Here is a 17,008-nt window from a genome sequence, read left to right on the forward strand (position 1 = left end):
CACCTCTCCTCCGAAAGTTGCAGTTGTTATACCAAAATGCTTATGCTTCTAGCCTGCTGCTGCGGGCTTTGGCTTTGGAACCAGTAAACTCCGTGACTTACAATCGCTGAGAATTGTTTATTGCATTCATCTGACTAATAACTAATGACTAATGACTAATGACTGAGGACTAATAATTAATTAGAAAGACCACTTTTTTCGGTAGCGATGATATGCAAATCTACGTGTTTGAGCGATCGCACTAACTGTTGAGTCAAAGAACCCCGCAGTAGCAATTTCCAGCGGGATTGCTGGCTTTCGCCGATCACAATTTGAGTAATGCGATACTCTTTAGCTACATCGGAAATTGCTTTAGCTATGTTCGGACTCTCCACCCGCAGAAATTGCCCGTTAAATTCTTGACAAAGCTTTTGGCAAGTTTCAACGTGCAAGCTTTCGGCTTTTGTTAAAAACCGATCGGGATTATCGACAAAAAGAGCGTAAAATGGGGCATTCATGTAGCTAGAAATTCTCCCACCCCGTCGCAGCAGTTGCAAGGAATTCGGATAAGTCGAGAGGCACACTAATACTCGTTCGTGAATGTTGCAAGATTGACCTTTTAAAGTTGCTGCGTCGTCTTCAACATTGTCTGCTACTTCTCGCAGGGCGAGTTCTCGCAAAGCAATTAAATGACGGCGCTGGAAAAAGTTTTCTAAAGATTGTTCAATTTTTTCGGGAGCATAAATTTTGCCTTCCAGCAACCTTTCTTCTAAAGTTTCCGGCGTGACATCAACAACGACTATTTCGTCAGCAGCTTCGAGGACGCGATCTGGCACTCGCTCTCGCACTACAACTCCGGTAATTCGAGCTACTAAATCGTTGAGACTTTCAATGTGTTGAATGTTGAGGGTGGAGAAAACATCAATTCCAGCATTGAGAACTTCTTCGACATCTTGATATCGTTTTTCTCGCAGAGAACCCGGAATGTTTGTATGAGCCAGTTCGTCTATTAATGCTAATTGAGGACGGCGTTCTATGACAGCACCCGTATCCATTTCGGTGAGAATTTTTTCGCCGCGTAGCATTTGTTTTTTGGGAACTATTTCTAGTCCTTCCCCTTTAGCTGCTGTCTCTTTTCGCCCGTGAGTTTCTAACAGTCCAATTACCACATCAATGCCTTCAGATTTGAGCCTGTGCCCTTCTTCCAGCATTCGGAACGTTTTGCCGACACCGGGGGCCATGCCGATAAATATTTTGTGCTTTCCCCGGCGGGGGGTGCGATCGTAAGTGCGGTTCGGTTGGGCGTAAACCGCGTCTGGATTCTTGGTAAGTTCGCTAGAGTGAATCATAGCTGAGTAGTGGGTAGTTAGTCAATCTCCAGTCATCAGTCAGTTTATGACCGATGACTGCCGACTGTTGTAAACTATTGTAAACTGTCGAGAGCCAAATTCAGTTTGAGGACGTTAACTCCCGGTTCGCCGAAAATGCCGAGAAATCTGCCATCTGTATTTTTGGATACCAACATTTCTACTTGATTGAGATTGAGCGATCGCACCATTGCTATCCGCTGAGTTTGCGATCGAGCTGCCTCTACGCTAATGTGCGGATCGAGGCTAGAACCAGAGGTGTAGACTAAATCAGCAGTCGGTTTGATACCAGCTTTGTTGAGACGGTCTAATTCAACTTGCACCCCTTGAAAACCATCTTTTTCATTACCTCGCTTCAGCAAATCCGAGTTGCTGGGAGCCAGGTTACTAGCTCCGGAAACACCTGTTTTTTGACTGATATTTTCTCCCTTTGTGGGGTCGTAATTTTCTGTCGCAAAGCTGCTGTAATTTGTGGTGCTGGGACGACTCCAAAAATATTTATCCGAGCTGAAAGGTTGACCGATTAACGAGGAACCCACGACAACTCCTTGCTTAGTAATTAAGCTGCCGTTTGCCTGCGAATTAAAAGCAAGTTGGCCGATTACTAGCAATATCAAGGGATAAATAATTGCGGTGATGCCCCACAAAACTAAAGTCACGCGAATTGCTCTAATTAATTCTCTCATAAATTACCTCACTTAACTAATTGTTTGTTGATGATAGTCCTGGACGCAAAAAGTCCTTTGACACGCTACCTACATAATTAGGTGCGCCCATAAGTACCTACATTAACCGTAGGCTAAGGTGCTTATGGGTATACCATACATAATTGACCTAAAATCTTTCCGGCTGAAAAATTACGACAAACAAATAAACTGCTAGTCCGACAATCACCAAACCCAAAAGACTTAAACCCCACGCAGCTTTTTTAGTCAAACCTTCGTCCGCAGCCGCATAAACAGCCGGGGCAATTATTAAATTAAAACACATTGCCAGAAATAGCTGCACTGGTATTGGGTGGCGCTGCCAAAGCATTTGTGCTAACTCAACGGTTTCTTGAAAATCCCTGGGCAAAATATCATTAAGCAAATCGTTACGTTTCATGATTACTCCTATTTGTCCCTTAAAGTGATTAAAAACTGCAGCAACTATCTTTTAATTAACCTTCCTTTTTTCGCTCTCCATTGTATCCCTTAAATCCGTTTAAACGGTTACAAGATTCGCTGCCGAACCTCTATGCTAACCCAACGGCAGTAATCAAAACATCAATAATTTTGATGGCAACAAACGGCGCAACTGCCCCGCCAAATCCGTAGATTAAAATGTTCCGCTGCAACAGTTGATTGGCACTCAATGGTCGAAATTTAACCCCGGTTAATGCTAGCGGAATCAAAGCGGGAATAATCAAAGCATTGTAAACTAATGCCGACAAAACCGCCGACTGACCGCTGGCTAAACCCATGATGTTTAAAGCGCCAACGGGGGCAAATATTGCGGGAATAATTGCAAAATATTTGGCAATGTCGTTGGCTAGGGAAAACGTAGTCAGCGCGCCGCGAGTAATCAGCAATTGTTTGCCAATTGTAACTAAATCAATTAGTTTGGTGGGGTCGGAATCTAAGTCCACCATGTTTGCAGCTTCTTTCGCTGCTTGGGTTCCCGAATTCATCGCGAGTCCTACGTTTGCTTGCGCTAGTGCGGGTGCGTCGTTGGTTCCGTCTCCGGTCATTGCTACTAATTTGCCTTCTGCTTGTTGCTTCCGAATTACGTCGATTTTGTCCTCGGGAGTTGCTTCGGCAATGAAGTCGTCAACGCCTGCTTCATCGGCAATTACTGAGGCAGTAATTCTGTTATCTCCGGTAAGCATGATGGTGCGAATTCCCATTTTTCGCAGTTGGTCAAATCGATCGCGAATCCCCGGTTTGATGACATCTTTTAAATAGATAATGCCGTAGGTGTCGTCGCCTTGACAAACGCCTAAAGGTGTGCCTCCCAAGCGCGAAACCCGCTCGTAAGCTTCATCGAGATCGGGGCCGAAATTGCCGCCGCGCGATCGCACAAAACCCTTTACCGCATCCACCGCACCCTTGCGAACCTCCGTACCATTGGCCAAATCTGTGCCAGACATCCGGGTTTTTGCCGAAAAATCAATTCCTTCGGCTCCTTGAGCGTTTTGGCGATCGAAATCCACCTGTGCGCCCAAATTCTGAGCCAAACGGACGATCGACTTTCCCTCTGGAGTATCGTCAAACACGCTCGCAGTGAGTGCTACCTGCGCCACTTCTTGCAGTGAATGACCGTTGACCGGAATAAACTCCTCCGCCAAGCGGTTCCCCAGCGTGATCGTCCCCGTTTTGTCCAAAATCAGCGTATTCACGTCGCCGCAAGCCTCCACGGCGCGTCCAGAGGTTGCTATCACGTTAAACTGAGCGACGCGATCCATTCCCGCAATCCCGATCGCGCTCAGCAAACCTCCAATGGTTGTTGGGATCAGCGCCACCAGCAGCGAAATCAGCGTTACCACGCCCACAGGGGTTTTAACGTAATTTCCCACGGGCGGAATCGTTGACACCACAATCAAAAACACCAGCGTCAGCACTGCCAGCAGCACCGTCAGCGCGATCTCGTTCGGCGTCTTCGATCGTTCTGCGCCCTCTACCAGCGCGATCATCCTGTCCAAAAACCCCTTACCCGGGTCGGCCATCACCCGCAGCGTCAATTCGTCAGAGAGGATGCGCGTCCCGCCGGTAACGGAACTGGCGATGTCCGAACCCGGTTCCTTGAGCACTGGCGCGGATTCGCCGGTGATCGCAGATTCGTCTACAGATGCAACGCCTGCAATCACTTCGCCGTCGGAAGGAATGACATCGCCTGCGATCACTTTAATTTGGTCGCCGCGTCTCAGGGATGTCGAACTAACTTCTTGAATTGAACCGTCTGGTAGGAGTTTGCGGGCTGTTGTGTCGGCTTTGGTCGATCGCAGCGCATCTGCTTGCGCTTTGCCGCGTCCTTCTGCTACCGCTTCGGCAAAATTAGCAAATACCAAAGTGAAGAACAAAATAAACGTGACTAAACCGTTGAAAACGCTCTGATTTTCGCCGGGAACCGGGCCGAACAGCGTAGGGTCGATCGTTAATAATGCAGTCACAATTGTGCCAACCCACACCACAAACATCACCGGATTTTTCAGCATCACCCGCGGGTTTAACTTCACAAAAGCTTCTTTAAAAGCTCTTTGATAAAGACCTTTAGTATTTGCTTTCGGCGTGTGCTTGCGAGACTCGCGAGAGCCTCTAGCAGGTTTTTTTGGGGAATCTGGAGTAGGGGAAGAGGTCATATCGATTGGGGATTTTTAATTAACCACAGAGAACACAGAGAACACAGAGAAAGAAAAGAGTGAGGTTGACAAATTTTTGCTACCGAGGTGGAGGAGTTGGTGTTGCTAAAGGTGTTGTGGGTGCAGTTATCGATGCAGGTTCAAACTTGCCGCTACTAATTTCATATCCTTCGGCAATTGGCCCTAAAGCTAGAACTGGGAAAAATGTCAGTGCGCCCAGAATGATGATTACTCCTGCGGTTACGCTGGTGAACAAAACTGAATCTGTTCTGAGAGTACCCGTTGTTTCAGGAACCAGTTGTTTGTTCGTCATGCTGTCAGCTAAAAGCAGCAGGGCAATAATGGGAATGTAGCGCCCCAACAGCATACTAAAACAGGTGCTTAAATTCCACCAAATTCCTGTCGGCGCGGGTTGAGAGTCTGCCAATCCTTCAAAACCAGAACCGTTGTTAGCCGCCGCCGAAGCGTATTCGTACATCACCTGAGAAATGCCGTGAAATCCCGGGTTGCTGATGCCGCTCAAACTGTCGGCAAAGGCGAGAGAAATGGCACCGGGGATTAAAACTGCGATCGGGTGAATTAATAAAACAACGCTGGCTAAAACAATTTCCCGTTTTTCAATTTTGCGTCCCAAAAATTCCGGCGTTCTCCCCACCATCAATCCGGTGAGAAAAACGCTCAAAATAGAGTAAATAAACAAGTAAGCCGTTCCCGTTCCTTGTCCGCCCCAAACGATTTGCAGAAACAAATTAAATAGAGTAGCAAAACCACCGGGAGGCATTAAAGAATCGTGCATCCCGTTGACAGCACCGCACATTGTGCCAGTCGTAGTCACTGCCCAAAGTGCAGTTTCTGCCCAGCCAAATCTAACTTCTTTGCCTTCTAAATTTGGCTGCTGCCCACCCAGTAAATTATTGATTTGAGGGTTGCCACCGTACTCGCCAAATGCTGCAATGCTAATCAAAATAACGTAGATGCCAAACACCATCCAAAAAATCAGCCAGCCCTGCTTTTTGTTGTTGGCAAATCTGCCGTAGGTGTGAATCATAGCTGCTGGAATGGAAACCATTGCTAGTGTTTCCAACAGATTAGTAAAAGGGTTGGGATTTTCAAAAGGGTGAGCCGAGTTAATGGCAAAAAATCCGCCGCCATTTTCTCCTAGTTGTTTGATGCTTTCAAAGTGAGCTACTGGGCCGCGAGCAATTACTTGCGTGCCGCCTTCTAAGGTGCGGGCAATTGCCAGACCTGCTAGGGTTTCCGGCACTCCTGAAATTAGCAAAAGGAAGGCAATTATTAAAGAAAGGGGCAGCAGAATCCTGGTGATTGATTGAATTAAATCGATGTAAAAGTTGCCCAGCGGGCGGCCAGTCAATCCCCGAATAAAGGCAATGCCTACTGCTAAACCCGTGGCGGCTGAGGTAAACATTACAAATCCCAGAGTTAACTGGGATAGATAAGTAAATGTTGTCTCGCCTGAGTAATGCTGTTGGTCGGTATTTGTGAGGAATGAAATAGTTGTGTGCAGCGCAGTGTCCCAGGTTGGTGTGCTTAAACTGGTGGGATTTAAAGGCAGCACTCCTTGAAGCATTAAAATTAGGAAAACAAATATGCCCATTGCTACATTGCTGTAGAGTAACGATCGGGCATACTGCCAACCTGTCATCGAATCAACAACACGGATATTGCTGGCTTTATAGATAAGTTGTTCTACAGGTTTGATGGCGGGGTCGAGGATGGTTTTTTCTCCCATATACACCCGCGCCATGTATTTACCAAACAAAGGCGATATCGCTACTAAAATGATTAGCGTTAATGCGATTTGAATTAATCCTTGCAGCATAATTGAGCCAAAAATTCCTGGTTGGATAAATACGCTTCACTACTGGGGAAAGGGCTTCTAAAAGAAGTCCACAAAACCGGGTGAGTTTTTTTCAAGGTAACATATAGTTCGGGAGCGATCGCCGAATTAAATGCTATTGCTAAGATACAATCTCCGTAGTATATCACCGGGTTTTCGCTAGCTAGAATTACTTGCCCTTTTCTTGCTAACCCAAGCACTGGCAGCTACTGGGCAATTGTATATCACTTAATTCCATGCCGCAATAAGTGCTGTTAAATTGGATGGCAACTTGGATAAGTTGTGGTTCTGCAAAGCTCATATATGAATTCTACTAGCCACAAAATGCGGTTGACTCTTACTAATTACTATACTTAAGGCTATTATTTTTGATAATCAGTCGAGAGGTATAAATTGATGTTTACAAGTTATGTTACTTTGTCCTATATATTTACTAATATACAAATGTTTAGATAGTGTTCAGAATCTATATTTGCAGATATAGATGCTATCTAAATGCTATTTTTTTGCGCCACAATAGACAAGAGAGTTTTAAGAAAGGTAGAAGGCAGAGAGTGGAGTGTAAATATAAAATTTAAAATGGATTAATTGAGGATGTTGAAAAGCTTATTGACAATAAAAAACCTGGCAATTCAAGAGAAGTACGTGCGGGGAAGGTGGTCGCTGGCTACTTTATTTGCGATCGTGGCAGCGCTAGAATTTACTACGCCGTCGGAGTATCTGTTTGGGTATTTGTACACGGGGCCGATTTTACTGGCAAATTCGCGATTGAGTCGGTTGGGTAAGTTGCAAATTACGCTGCTATCGGCAGCTTTGACGCTGTTAAATTTGTTTGTTCCTCCTGGAGAAGCGATCGCCCTAGCCACTGTCGCAAATAGATCGATCGCAGTCCTGGCTTTAGGGGTGACGGGATATTTGAGCGATCGCAACCAGCAGTACGAAGAGGCGATCGCGCAAACAAAAGCTCAATTGCAGTCGCAGCAGCAGCTAGCTAGCATCCGAGAAGATTTTGTCTCTACTTTGAGTCACGACTTAAAAACGCCGATGCTGGGGGCGATCGAAACAATTAAAGCTTTCCAGCAGGCAAAATTTGGGAATGTCACCGCCAGTCAGCAAAAAGTTCTCGAAACAATGGCGCGATCGCACAAAATGTCTCTACAATTAGTAGAAACGCTGCTGGATGTTTACCGCAACGATGCCGAAGGTTTAAAACTGCAACTTGCTCCCGTAAATTTAGTAGCTTTGGCAGAAGAAGTAATTGCAACACTCATCCATTTATCAGCGGCGCGCCGGGTTTACATTAATATGAGTTACGGAGAGTCCGATTTCCGCCGCTCTTTGTGGGTAAACGGCGATGCGGTGCAACTCCAGCGCGTTTTTGTTAATTTGTTAACAAACGGAATCAATCATTCTCCTCGCGGCGGCAAAGTAGAAATTGTTATGGAATCTTATTCGAGTTATCAGGTGGTGAAAGTTATCGATAGCGGGTTGGGAATTACAGCAGATGAATTGCCCCAGTTGTTCGAGCGTTTTTATCAAGGACACAGCGATCGGCAAGCCAAAGGATCGGGGTTGGGATTATACTTATCTCGCCAAATTATTGACGCCCACGGCGGTATAATTTGGGCAGAAAATAAATTGCCTTTAGGCGCTTTATTTGGATTTAGACTACCTGCCATCCCAGAGAAATGAAACCAGCCTATCCATTGCGAATTCTTCTAGTTGAAGACGACGAACTATTTCGGTTGGGACTGCAAACCCGATTGCAGCAAGAAAATTGCTTGCAAATAATTGCCGAGGCGGAAGATGGGGAAACGGCGGTTGAATTGACTCAGGAACACTTGCCGGATGTGGTAGTTCTCGATGTCGGTTTGCCGGGAATTGGTGGCATAGAAGCTTGCCACCAAATTAAACAGCGGCATCCAGCAATTCCGGTTTTAATTTTAACATCTCACGCCCAAAAATCGTTAATTGAAAGGTTAATTTCAGCGGGGGCTCAGGGATATTGCCTCAAGGGAATTGCGGCGGAAACCTTGGTTTTGGCAATTCGATCGGTAGCGGCGGGTGCTTCGTGGTGGGATCAGGCGGCAACTGCGGAAATTCGGGCGGTTTTTGCTAATCCTGAACCTGTCAAAGGTGGCTCAAAATCCGAAGTTTTAGACAATCCCCTGACGAAGCGGGAACAGGAAATCTTAGCTTTAGTTGCGGGGGGCAAAAGCAATCAGGAAATTGCTCAAATATTGTACATTGCTCCTGGTACAGTGCGAGTTCACGTACACGCGATTTTGCAAAAGTTAGAAGTGCGCGATCGCACTCAAGCTGCTGTACTCGCCATTCAGAAAGGATTGGTAGCAGAAGAACTGTTAGGCAGTCAATCTTAAGTGGGGGCCGTTTATAATGATTCAAAAGTTCGCTCTCTACCTAAAAAATATGAGTTTTGTCAATTTGGTAATTCCAGGCAAAAGATTAATTAAAACAAAAATAATGAACTATTGTAATTTTTATATACCTAATTTTTCCTTCACTTAGGCCATCATCAGATTTATCTTTTTGAGCATATGTAGAACTTAAGCTTTTGCACATTTAAACGGTGATACAAGTATTACCCTGGTTTTTAAATTGTCGCCCCCATTTAATTATTAATTGTCATTCCTTTAAGAGGATCTGCAATAAATACTCTAGCTCTTCAATTGATTAAACTGGACTTCCCCCATACAAATGTACTAATAGTCCTCAAACTCTCACTTAACAAAGAATTCAACTGTTGAGCTAAAAATTTGTACCCATTAATAAGTAATAGCTGACGCAGGCGATCACGCTCAATTGTTGTAGATGCAATATAATTGCCGAGCACAAACAGATATCAATCATCTACATGGGTACAAAATTATTCACTCAACAATTGAAACCTTTGTGCTGAAAGGATTTCGAGCCTATGTAAATATATTTGCAGGGGAAGTTCCGCCTAAAATTTAACCCCTAGTCGTGACAGTTGGCCTTAGTCCTATAATGGCTGAAAACCCTCAATATCAGTTCCAAAACTTGGTTTCTTAGTGCGCGAGTGCGAACTAATTAATATATTTTTAAGGAGAGGGAAGTGGTGGCATAAAATTACTGCTGCCTTTATAACCGGATAAAATAGCCAGTTTTTCCAAAGATTGCCGTCCCGTGTAATATTTACCCCGAATTTCCCAAGTGGGATAAGCTTTAATATTAGCAGCTTTGCACAAATCTGGTTGAGCATTTTTGCCTCTGGGATCGCACTCAATGTAAGTAATGGCGGTAAATGCTTCTTTGCCGAAAAGTTCTTGTTGGGTGTGACAGTGAGGACACCAGTAAGCCCCGTACATTCTAGCTTTGATGGTCTGCAAATGGGTTGCTAAAGCTATTTGATCCGGCACGGATTCGCTGCGAATAAGTGGCGCTTCTTGTTCAGTAACAGGCTGTGCGGAAGGGGGAGCAGGTGGAAGGGTTTGTGCTAATTTTGGAGTGGATTTCTTGCTGAAAGTGAACTGTGCAATTCCTCCGTCTGCTTTGGTAGTGACGAAAATCCCCAAAGTCAGGAAAATGCCGATCGCACAAAAGTTGAATTTGCTTACTCTCATCTTGGGTTTCATCTTGAATTTACTAGGATTTCGCGAGCTTGATTCATAGCCTCTACAGCATTGTTTACCACAAAGATGTTAAATTGTGCTAAACCTTTAAAAAAAAGTTGACTTTCGGCGCTGTGATTTAACAATATAACTTGTTTGTTAGCTTTGAGGGCGAGGGCAATTTCCGAAGCTGTACCCGTCCCCATTCCGCAGGCAATTATTACATCTGAAGAAAGAATGTTAATGTTATTTCTGGCGTTTCCCATATCGGTGACAATGGCAATATCTACAGCTTCAGAAATGCCGCGAGTGTCATTCCCCGGAAGTATGCCCACTGTTAAACCGTTAGCTGATTTTGCTCCTTTGTTGGCGGCATCCATGACGCCGACATTTCTACCGCCAGTTAGCAATATCCATCCTGCTTCGGCGATGAGTTGTCCGAGTTGATAGGCGTTTTCTAAGTCGGTTGATGTGGCACTGTCGCCCGGCCCCATGATGCCAATGATGATTTTTTTCATAGTTTTGGGATGAATATATCGCATTCTTGAAAGATAGAGAACCCTTCTGAATCTGGGCGAAAAAGGGCACTCACTCTTTCTTAGCCAGATGCCGCAGCCTCACCTGTCACAATCGTTTTTTATTTATTTTTATCCACCAACATTTAGTATAATTGAGTCGAATTTTGTGTAACAATAAAATATATCATTTTTTAGAAGTCTGCGCCTCATTAATTTATGTAAAAATTTTAATTTAATTGGATTGATAACTAAGTATATTTAACTAAGCACATTTATGTATAATACTGCTGAGAAAGGGGGAATAAGCGATCGCACATCCCCCTTTTTCAGGATCGTGCAGCCGTTGGAGACTTCGATACAAAGCAGAGAGACACAGGCTTTCAGGCTAAAATCGATGTGAACCTCTTCTGTCAAACTTCAATCATTTGAGTTTCACACCCGTTTCCTGCGGGAAAAGCCCTACAATAAATTAAAAAATCTCCCCAACAATCATCCCCGCCAATATGACAAACCCCACCCAAACATTTTGGCGAAAGATTTGACCATAAATCGGCTTAGGAATATCGGCTTTTCGGAGTTGACTGTACTGCAAAAACCACAAAATCGCCGCCGCACTAATTGCCATCCAAAAACCAATGTGCAAGTGCAGATTAATTCCCATTGTCGCCAATAAACCGACCGTACCAACAAAGAAAAAACCTACAGCATTAGCGGCATTATTCCCGAAAAATATCGCGCTGGAATTCACCCCTAAACGCAAATCATCTTCCCGATCGCTCATCGCATAAACTGTATCAAACCCCATCGTCCAAAACACGACTGCTCCCCACAGCAGCCAAGTCGCTAATTCTAATTCGTCAACTGCTGCGCTCCAACTAATTAAAACTGCAAAACCCCAGGCAATTGATAACACTAATTGCGGCACTGGAAAGAATCTTTTTGCCAGCGGATAGCAGATAATTACTGGTACGGCGGCCACGCACAGCCAGAAGCTTAAAGGATTGAGATAAAAAGCGAGAATCGCGGCGCAAGCAAAGGAAATTAATGCGACTCCTATTCCAGTTTGCACGGTGAGGGCCCGGGATGCTAGGGGGCGCGATCGCGTTCTTTCTACTTCGGGATCGATATCGCGATCCCACAAGTCGTTGATGACACATCCAGCCGCACTTGTGGCTAAGGTACCCAATACAATCACACCCACCAATGCTGTTGGCGGCCTCCCGTCTGCTGCTAAAAAGACGGCCCAGAGGGCTGGAATCATTAAAATGAGCCTTCCTGCTGGTTTGTCCCATCTCAAAAGCCTCACGACGGTTAGCAATGTGGATTCGGGTTGGCGATCGGACTCTGTAAGCATTTCGATTGTAGATTTGAGATTTTTAACTCTAAATTTTATCAAATTTTAGGCACAATCACTTACTATCTCGGATGCCGATCGCACTTCTGCCAGAATTGCAAACAGGTGAAAGTCTTGGCCTGTCAGCATTTCCCGATTTTTGCTAATTTAATAGAATGCCTAACTGGATTCGTGAAATAATCATAAATATCTGTCAACCCCGATACACTCCAATGGTTAATTCACTTGCTTCTGCGGAGTCAAATCGCATTATTGCTGCTATTGATATGGGTACTAACTCGTTTCACATGGTGGTGGCGCGCATCGATCCGAAATTACCCGCGTTTACGATTATTGCTAGAGAAAAAGATACGGTTCGGTTAGGCGATTGCGAGGCTAAGACAGGGTGCTTAAAGTCAGAGGTTATGGAAAGGGCTCTTGCCACTCTGCGCCGTTTTCAAGATATTGCTAAAACTTTCAATGCTGAACAAATTATCGCTGTTGCTACGAGTGCAGTTCGAGAAGCCCCTAACGGGCGGGATTTTCTCAAACAAGTTGCTGAAGAATTAGACCTGAATGTTAGTTTAATTTCCGGTCAAGAAGAAGCGCGGAGAATTTATCTGGGCGTTCTTTCCGGTATGGAGTTTAACAATCAGTCTCAGGTGATTATTGATATTGGAGGCGGTTCTACGGAGTTGATTTTAGGAGACAGTTCTGAGCCTCGCTGTCTCACCAGTACAAAAATTGGTGCTGTTCGCTTAACAGGACAATTTGTCAAAAGTGACCCGATTACTAGGGAGGAGTTTGCTTATTTGCAAGCTTATATTCGGATTTCGCTGGAAAGACCGATCGAGGAATTGCGATCTCAATTCCATGATGGCGAACCTTTGCGCTTGATTGGCACTGCTGGAACCATCGAAACTCTGGCTGCTATTAACGCTCGCGAAAAGTTCGGAACTGTTCCGAGTCCGCTGGCTGGATATCAGTTAGGTTTAAAAGATTTGCGCGATTTAGTCAATCGCTTTCGCAAACTTTCTTACTCGGAAAGGTTGGCAATTCCAGGAATGTCGGACAAGCGGGCGGAAATTATTCTGGCAGGCGCTTTGATTTTGCAGGAAGCTATGATACTATTAGGAATGGAATCGCTTACTGTTTGCGATCGCTCTCTGAGAGAAGGCGTAATTGTTGACTGGATGCTAGCCCACGGTTTAATTGAAAACCGCTTGCGCTATCAAAGTTCAATTCGCCAGCGCAGCATTCTGCACATGGCGGACAAATATCAAGTCAATTTAGAACAAAGTGAAAGAACCGCAGCCTTTGCGCTCAATTTCTTTGACCAAACTCAAGGAATTCTGCACAATTGGGGAGCCGAAGAACGCGAGTTGCTGTGGGCGGCCGCGATTTTGCACAACTGCGGTTTGTACGTCAGTCATTCGGCGCACCACAAGCATTCTTACTATTTAATTCGTAATGGTGAGTTATTGGGATACTCTGAAACAGAGATTGAAGTTATTGCTAATTTAGCTCGCTATCACCGGAAGAATCCTCCGAAAAAGAAGCACGAAAATTTTATCGTTCTTCCTAAAAATTACCGAGAATTAGTGAGTAAGTTGCATCCTTTTCTGCGGTTGGCTGTGGCTTTGGACAGGCGGCAGATTGGCGCAATTTCGGATTTTAAGTGCGAACACCGCCCGGAAGTTCGAGAGTTTCACTTGCGGCTGCAACCGCTCAATCCCGAAGACGATTGCGCTCTTGAACTCTGGAGTTTAGATTATAAAAAGCCGTCTTTTGAAGATGAGTATAATCTCAAATTAGTGGCAACTTTGGAACCGACTCTGGTTCCAGTTTAAATAGGACGCAGAGCCTGGAAACAAGAAACTTTAGGGTGCGTAGTATCCGAGATAGTCAAGGTGGTGAAGAATACCCTCAAACCTTTAAAATCTCGCAGGCTGCGATGCTTAAATCTTTTTCTTTTAACAGGCGATCGGCAGTAAACTAGGTTTATTGCCGATCGCCTGCCACTAGGATCAGGTAAAGTAGGTCGAGCGCCCCAATACGCTGCTTGAGGGCAGGCCACACATAAAAACTAAAAGATTGCAAGCGTTTGATCGACTTATATACCAGGCTCGGCATTCACGCTAGACAGGGCTAATGATGTAATGCTTACCCGAAGATGGTAAAATCATTCAGATCGATCGCACTAGCTTGCACTCCCTTTAAAGCAGCCAACAATTGACCGTTCTGACCAATCCTGATGAAAGCTGCATTAGCATTTTGGGTAATACTAAGTTGAGCAAAAGTTAGACCCCCTGCTAACACCAGCAAATCTTCACCTTTTGTGAAATCAGTAATTTGATCGCTGCTTTCACCTGGCGTTAAAACAAAGCGATCGCGCCCCATTCCGCCGCTGAGAATATCATTGCCCAAACCCCCAATCAGACAATCGTCACCTTTGCCGCCGTAGAGAGTATCATTACCCTCCTCGCCGCATAGCTTGTCACTACCGCCGTTGCCAAACATCAAATCATTGCCAGCACCACCGCACAGGGAATCAGGCTCGCCGTTAAAGTTGATCGCACTGTCTCCTAAAATAGTATCGTCGCCGTCGTCGCCACAAATGCTATCACTGCCGCGATCGCCCCACAGCCGATCATTGCCAGTACCCCCCACCACAACGTCATTGCCCTTGCCGCCATAAACCGTATCATTGCCCTCGCCGCCGCTTAGAGTATCCGCAGCATCTCCCCCATTCAAGAAGTCGTTGCCAGCAGCGCCAAACAGCAAATCGCGTCCATTCGAGTCAGGGCTAAACGGGTCAAAACTGCCTCCAAACAAGCAGTCGTTACCCTGATCCCCAACCAGAGTGTCATTGCCTTTGTCACCCCAAATCAAGTCATCGTCTTTGCCGCCGATCGCCACATCATCGCCCTTACCCGCGAAAATGAGATCGTCGCCGGCGTCGCCGTTGAGGTAATCATTACCACTGCCACCAAACAGCAAGTCTCTGTCTGCATTCGGGCCAAGGGGGATATTGCTGGGCAGTCCCCCGTAAATATTGTCGTTGCCTTTTTCGCCCAGCAGAATGTCGTCGCCGTTGAAACCGCTGATAACGTCGTTGAGATTGCTGCCAGTGAGGAAGTCGTCGCCGTCAGTGCCATTGAAAGTGCGATCGACTGAATTCGGGCCGGGAATCGAACTGATCGCGGGTAGGGTAATCTGTTCGCAAATGCAATCGGCATCGCCCCCTCGAACGCTGTCAGAGTCAACAAAAGTTCCGGTGGGAGTCGGAGTTCCCGTGGGAGTCGGAGTCGGAGTTCCCGTGGGAGTTGGAGTCGGAGTCCCGGTGGGAGTCGGAGTCCCCGTGGGAGTCGGAGTCCCGGTGGGAGTCGGAGTCCCCGTGGGAGTCGGAGTCGGAGTTCCCGTGGGAGTCGGAGTTCCGGTGGGAGTTGGAGTTCCGGTGGGAGTCGGAGTTCCGGTGGGAGTCGGAGTTCCGGTGGGAGTTGGAGTTCCGGTGGGAGTTGGAGTTCCGGTGGGAGTTGGAGTTCCCGTGGGAGTTGGAGTTCCGGTGGGAGTTGGAGTTCCGGTGGGAGTTGGAGTTCCGGTTGGAGTTGGAGTTCCGGTTGGAGTTGGAGTTCCCGTGGGAGTCGGAGTCGGAGTTCCGGTTGGAGTTGGAGTTCCCGTGGGAGTTGGAGTTCCGGTGGGAGTTGGAGTTCCCGTGGGAGTTGGAGTTCCCGTGGGAGTTGGAGTTCCGGTGGGAGTTGGAGTTCCGGTGGGAGTTGGAGTTCCCGTGGGAGTTGGAGTTCCCGTGGGAGTCGGAGTTCCGGTGGGAGTTGGAGTTCCGGTGGGAGTTGGAGTTCCGGTGGGAGTTGGAGTCGGAGTTCCGGTTGGAGTCGGAGTTTCCGTGGGAGTCGGAGTTCCGGTTGGAGTTGGAGTTTCCGTGGGAGTCGGAGTTTCCGTGGGAGTCGGAGTTCCGGTGGGAGTCGGAGTTCCGGTGGGAGTCGGAGTTCCGGTGGGAGTCGGAGTTCCGGTTGGAGTTGGAGTTCCGGTTGGAGTTGGAGTCGGAGTTGGAGTTGGAGTTGGAGTTGGAGTTGGAGTTGGAGGGGTATTTACAAGAATGCTTGCCGTGACGATCGCAGAATCAGCTTTCCCGTCATTAGCCTTGTAGGTAAAAGAGTCTGTCCCTGCAAAGCCAGTATTGGGAGTGTAACTGAAGGAACCATCGGCGTTGAGTATGATCGACCCTGTAGCCGGATTTGTCACCAGAATCGCTGTCAGCGGGTCATTTTCCGGGTCTTTATCGTTGATTAACACTCCCAAACCAGTCACGTTGAGACCCGTATTAAAAGCAGTAGTATAGCTGTCAGAATTCGCCACAGGCGGGTTATTGTTGACGCTGACAGTCACGGTAGCCGGTTCCGAGCTAACTATTCCGTCGCTGACTGTGTAGGTAAATGTGTCTGTTCCAGAAAAGCCAGCGTTAGGAGTATAAGTGAAAGAACCATCTTTGTTGAGGGCGATCGACCCTTTCGTCGCGTTTGCCGCCACCGCAGCAGTCAGCGTGTCCCAATCTGCGTCGGAGTCGTTGCCTAAAACTCCCGGCACTATTTCGCTGAGGACTGTTCCCGCACTGATGCTGTAGGTATCAGCTTGTGGCTGTGGCAGACTGTTAGTAACGTTGATATTCACCGTGGCGGGGACTGTCGCAGCCCCGTCGCTAACGCTGTAGGTGAAGGTATCAAGGCCTACAAAGCCTGGGTTGGGAGTGTAGGTGAAATCCCCTTTGGGATTGAGTACGAGTTTACCTTTGGTCGGCCCTGTGACGAGAGCAGCACTCAACGTGTCTAAAGGGTCTTTGTCCAAGTCGAAGTCATTGAATAAAACTCCTGGAAGTCCGGCGAGCACTCGATCGTGCAAGACGTTGTAGAGGTCGGGATTGGCTGTTGGCGGACTGTTAGTAACGTTGATATTCACCGTGGCGGGGACTGTCGCAGCCCCGTCGCTAACGCTGTAGGTGAAGGTATCA

General features: G+C 46.6%; 12 protein-coding genes. 3 read left to right on the plus strand and 9 right to left on the minus strand.

Annotation, left to right across the window (positions count from 1 at the left end; all coding sequences use genetic code 11):
* Positions 1-176 precede the first annotated feature (176 nt).
* From QT996_RS00535 to kdpA, 5 genes are all read right to left on the minus strand, one after another.
* On the minus strand, positions 177-1,328 hold the full coding sequence (locus QT996_RS00535; protein WP_333043891.1) for a sensor histidine kinase KdpD: 1,152 nt from the start codon (positions 1,326-1,328) through the stop codon (positions 177-179).
* 74 nt (positions 1,329-1,402) lie between these two features.
* On the minus strand, positions 1,403-2,032 hold the full coding sequence (gene kdpC, locus QT996_RS00540) for a K(+)-transporting ATPase subunit C (protein WP_333043892.1): 630 nt from the start codon (positions 2,030-2,032) through the stop codon (positions 1,403-1,405).
* A 148-nt stretch (positions 2,033-2,180) separates the two neighbouring features.
* Positions 2,181-2,450, minus strand: a complete 270-nt coding sequence (kdpF, locus tag QT996_RS00545) for a K(+)-transporting ATPase subunit F (RefSeq protein WP_333043894.1) — start codon at positions 2,448-2,450, stop codon at positions 2,181-2,183.
* A gap of 130 nt (positions 2,451-2,580) precedes the next feature.
* Positions 2,581-4,683 carry a potassium-transporting ATPase subunit KdpB gene (gene kdpB / locus QT996_RS00550; protein ID WP_333043896.1) on the minus strand — a complete coding sequence of 701 codons (2,103 nt, stop codon included), beginning with the start codon at positions 4,681-4,683 and terminating at the stop codon, positions 2,581-2,583.
* Positions 4,684-4,762: 79 nt separating this feature from the next.
* Positions 4,763-6,523, minus strand: a complete 1,761-nt coding sequence (gene kdpA, locus QT996_RS00555) for a potassium-transporting ATPase subunit KdpA (protein ID WP_333043898.1) — start codon at positions 6,521-6,523, stop codon at positions 4,763-4,765.
* 612 nt (positions 6,524-7,135) lie between these two features.
* On the opposite strand from kdpA, the gene QT996_RS00560 reads away from it, so the two are divergent.
* Together QT996_RS00560 and QT996_RS00565 are read left to right on the plus strand one after the other, a co-directional pair.
* Complete coding sequence (locus tag QT996_RS00560; RefSeq protein WP_333043900.1) at positions 7,136-8,233, plus strand: HAMP domain-containing sensor histidine kinase; 1,098 nt, start codon at positions 7,136-7,138, stop codon at positions 8,231-8,233.
* A complete protein-coding gene (locus QT996_RS00565) occupies positions 8,230-8,922 on the plus strand; it encodes a response regulator transcription factor (RefSeq protein WP_333043902.1) in 693 nt (230 codons plus the stop codon). Before QT996_RS00560 ends, QT996_RS00565 begins: the two co-directional genes overlap by 4 nt.
* Positions 8,923-9,624: 702 nt before the next feature.
* Here QT996_RS00565 and QT996_RS00570 read toward each other — a convergent pair.
* The 3 genes from QT996_RS00570 to QT996_RS00580 all read right to left on the minus strand — a co-directional run bounded on the left by QT996_RS00570 (position 9,625) and on the right by QT996_RS00580 (position 12,006).
* A complete protein-coding gene (locus QT996_RS00570; RefSeq protein WP_333043904.1) occupies positions 9,625-10,146 on the minus strand; it encodes a hypothetical protein in 522 nt (173 codons plus the stop codon).
* A gap of 8 nt (positions 10,147-10,154) precedes the next feature.
* The gene (locus QT996_RS00575; RefSeq protein ID WP_333043905.1) at positions 10,155-10,652 is read right to left on the minus strand and encodes a TIGR00725 family protein; all 498 of its coding nucleotides are present in this window, start codon (positions 10,650-10,652) and stop codon (positions 10,155-10,157) included.
* Between the two features lie 469 nt (positions 10,653-11,121).
* Positions 11,122-12,006 (minus strand): 4-hydroxybenzoate solanesyltransferase, encoded by an 885-nt coding sequence (locus QT996_RS00580; protein ID WP_333043906.1) that lies wholly within the window; start codon positions 12,004-12,006, stop codon positions 11,122-11,124.
* 212 nt (positions 12,007-12,218) lie between these two features.
* Between QT996_RS00580 and QT996_RS00585 the strand changes: the two genes are divergently transcribed.
* Entirely contained in the window at positions 12,219-13,835 is a 1,617-nt protein-coding gene (locus tag QT996_RS00585) for a Ppx/GppA phosphatase family protein (RefSeq protein WP_333043907.1), read from the plus strand.
* 313 nt (positions 13,836-14,148) lie between these two features.
* Here the strand turns inward: QT996_RS00585 and QT996_RS00590 are convergent.
* The coding region (locus tag QT996_RS00590) for an Ig-like domain-containing protein (RefSeq protein ID WP_333043909.1) at positions 14,149-17,008 on the minus strand (2,860 nt) is incomplete at its 5' end.

The sequence above is a fragment of the Microcoleus sp. S13C4 genome (genome assembly GCF_036700865.1).
Taxonomy (GTDB): domain Bacteria; phylum Cyanobacteriota; class Cyanobacteriia; order Cyanobacteriales; family Microcoleaceae; genus Microcoleus.